The following is a 3,298-nucleotide window of genomic DNA, read 5'->3' on the forward strand; positions in this document are numbered from 1 at the left end:
TGCCGCCTTCTAAACCGCCTGGCTTTAAGCCTCCGGCCGGTCCAGGTGGAGGCTCTCTGGGTAGGCTTGGCGGGGGGATTCTTGGCGGGGTCCTCCTTGACCTTCTTTTTCCGGCACCGGTTTCCGATGGGACGTTGCCGCCTTGGTATCAACCGCCAGCGCCCCAAAGCACTGTGCCGCCAAGCATTGATGGGACTAAGTTACCTTTTAAGCATATGGGGTACATCGTTTTTATACAAGGCGAAGATTGGTCTGGGAATATACAAGGATACAAAGGAACTAGCGTTTCAGGGGGATTAGCTTCGCAGTTTTCAGTACAAGGCCCATTTTCTCTAATAAAAAAACCCACAGTTTTTAAAAATATTCCTGCGAACGATGTCGTAGTCGTAACAAACGGAATACAAGTTCAGACGCTCGGAACTGAAACAGACCGCAATGCTGGACCTTTAACGTTCAAGCCTGGATCAATTCGCGTTGTCGAAATCCTGGTGGGGGATACTCGCCAGCGAATTCTCCCAAGCACGCCGCCTTTGCCCGCTCCTCCTTATGCGTTGAACCCAGGCAGTCCCGTAAGTCCTTTAAGCCCCCCGTCAACGCCTAACCCCCCGCGAACTCCTTTCCCAACTACAAGCCCGAATCCTTATAGAAATCCTACTCCGGGCTTTAACCCACTCCCCGGAGTTAAACCGAATCCGAATCCAAATCCGAACGATCCAGATAAGGACAAACCGCCTTATCCTTTTCCGCCGTTTGCGCCTTTTCCCAATCCTAATCCTTTTCCCAACCCTAACCCCAACCCTAACCCTAATCCTAATCCCAACCCTAACCCTAATCCCAATCCCAACCCTAACTCTAATCGCAACCCTAACCCTAATCCCAATCCTAACCCCAACCCTAACCCTACTCCGTTCCCTCCAGGGTTTGTTCCGATTAGTCCGCTTAATCCTAAAGACCCCGTTGTTAATCCCTCGCCACCAAAGGAGCCGCCTTGCTGCGTTGCTACTCCTGTTAAGCAGGGGTTAGAGGACATTAACCTAAAAAATGATCTGCTATTAGAAAAAATAATTGATTTATCTCTGTTAAAGGTTATTAATTCTAAACTTGGCCCGCAAGTTAACGGCGGTTTATCGGGCTTTCTTCAAGATAGATTTACTAAATTATGGAAGTCGAGGGTAATTGATCGTGCCCTTAATTTAATGGCTACGGCTGCCGCCATTCATAATGCGGTCATGCTGTCTCGAAATATTGGCTCGACTTTGATTCAGACTTTAGGCAATGCCTTAAGTATTATCGGAATCAAAGACGGTGATGACGTTGCCCAAAGTTTTTCAACAGTTATCGGCGATGGAATCGAAAATATTGTCAAAGGACTAATAGGTGCTGAAAATTACACGGCATTAAGTGAAACCTGGGCAAAAGCCAATAGAATCTATCAAAGCGCAGTCAATGTTTATCAGTTAATGACCGATTCCTTATTCGGCATTACTGAGGGGTTAGAACAAATTGGTAAATACACTGGCAAAATCGGCAACGCTTTAAAAAAATCTGGAACAGTTCTAGAAGATTCTTACAACTGGATGACCGAAACTTTCAACTTTTCCAGTGGTAAAAATAGAAAGATTGACCAAGTTGTCGAAGGCTTAAGACAAGCAAATGAAGTCGCTTCTGACCTCGAAAGTATAACGAGTGAATTTAGATCAGTGACCGAAAACGTCGCAGAAATCAGCACGGAACTAAACACAATCAAAACCGAAATTAGTGGCAAGGAAAACGAAAAAGATGTTAAGGAAACTCAAGGCAAAGAATCATCACAGTCCCCACTAATAAATAAATCTGATTTAACCAAGCCTAGCTAAGTTATTTATTATGCCTATCCCTTCTAATTTTAACGAATTTGAACACTGGCAAAGCACTATTTTTAAAGTGCATAACCGAATGGTGCGAGATGAATTTAGTGATATTACAGATGGTGATTTAGATTTAGCCGTTCCTCGGTCTTCATTGCGTTGGGCTTGTTTACTCAAAGATAATGACACTTGTGATATGATGATTCAACGGTTCTTGTTATTTTATTTTTCCCTGAGAAAAGCGCAAGATTTGCAGCAGCCCTTTTATGGCATACCTTTGGATGACTTGCAGGCTTCCAGAAAATTTAAACCACAAATCACCCTTTACTTTAAAGAAGACGAAAATGATGTAGAAGAAGATTCTCGCCCAACTTGGGGGGAAATTTCTTTTAGATTGATGAATGAATCTAGCACAACAATTACTCAAACAGAGTTGACAACTTTAGCTAACAAGATTAAGACAGAATTCGGAGCCGCTAACGGATATGTTTGGAAAAAAGGAAGGAAATTATATTCTTATACCGAGAAAGATAAAGGTTATCAATTGCAGTTACTTTGTCGAGATGAAGCTACAGCTAAAGAGTTGATTAATAAGGTTTTAGACTTACAGAGTCATACACCTGATTGGAAGTTTTTAAAATCCAACATTGCCGACGATGAGAATGAATCTTTTCCCTATAATCCTGGCAGTCAGACAATTTTAGGGAAAAGCCGCCGTAAACCCCGCCGCCGCCCCATGGTTGATGTGCGCTTCCAGTACGCCACCGCTACCATTTGGGGGTTGAACAAGCCAATGGCTCTTTACGATCGCTCGTTTACTTTCCTTGATGCTCTTGTGAATGAGTTTGGGTAGTATTCACGGATGGTCTATACCCTTCCGTCGAGTCGGATTGGCTGCAAGCCTTGCTATAACTGAGTTATCGGATTTACCGAGAGCGGTACAAATATTTTATTGAGCGGATAACATGGCTAGAAAAAGGTTTTCAGATTTAGAACGGGTGTATGATGCTTTAAAGCTGGGAAACGTCCAAATTAGCTCTTTACCCCAGAATTTAGACTTCGTTAAGTATGCAAAATGGCGTGAAGGTAACGGACCAGAGCGAACTATCGTCAGACCTAACCTAAATGGAGAGGTTTCGGTCGGTGTAAAAGCGTTTGGATACGGATTTGACGATGAAGACGCAAAACAATTAGTTACGTTATCCGGTCGGTCTAGCGCTTTTTTAAATGGATTTGGTCCTAAAGCTAAATTCGGAGTAGCAACCACCAACCTAACTGATTACAAAGCAAATTCTAGCTTTGTCCCTGCTAAAGCTCGCATTGCGGCAATTGTGGCTCTTCTGGTTTTCGTGTGTTAATTTTTGTTATGAATTAAAGCAAGCAAACAGCTTAAGTCGAAGATGTTCAAAATTGGTAAATCCATAACTTATTCTTTTAATAAGCTTTATTTT

The 3,298-nt window shown here is 42.9% G+C and carries 2 protein-coding genes and 1 pseudogene; all 3 read left to right on the plus strand.

Features of this window, described 5'->3' with window-relative positions:
- A pseudogene (locus EWV84_RS12215) lies at positions 1-1,856 on the plus strand (hypothetical protein); the annotation flags it as partial.
- 10 nt (positions 1,857-1,866) lie between these two features.
- The gene (locus EWV84_RS12220; protein ID WP_287078201.1) at positions 1,867-2,700 is read left to right on the plus strand and encodes a hypothetical protein; all 834 of its coding nucleotides are present in this window, start codon (positions 1,867-1,869) and stop codon (positions 2,698-2,700) included.
- A gap of 112 nt (positions 2,701-2,812) precedes the next feature.
- Positions 2,813-3,205: a hypothetical protein gene (locus EWV84_RS12225; RefSeq protein WP_287078202.1), complete on the plus strand. Its 393-nt coding sequence runs from the start codon at positions 2,813-2,815 to the stop codon at positions 3,203-3,205.
- The last annotated feature ends 93 nt before the right edge of the window (positions 3,206-3,298 follow it).

Source organism: Microcystis sp. M_QC_C_20170808_M3Col (genome assembly GCF_007095505.1).
Taxonomy (GTDB): domain Bacteria; phylum Cyanobacteriota; class Cyanobacteriia; order Cyanobacteriales; family Microcystaceae; genus Microcystis.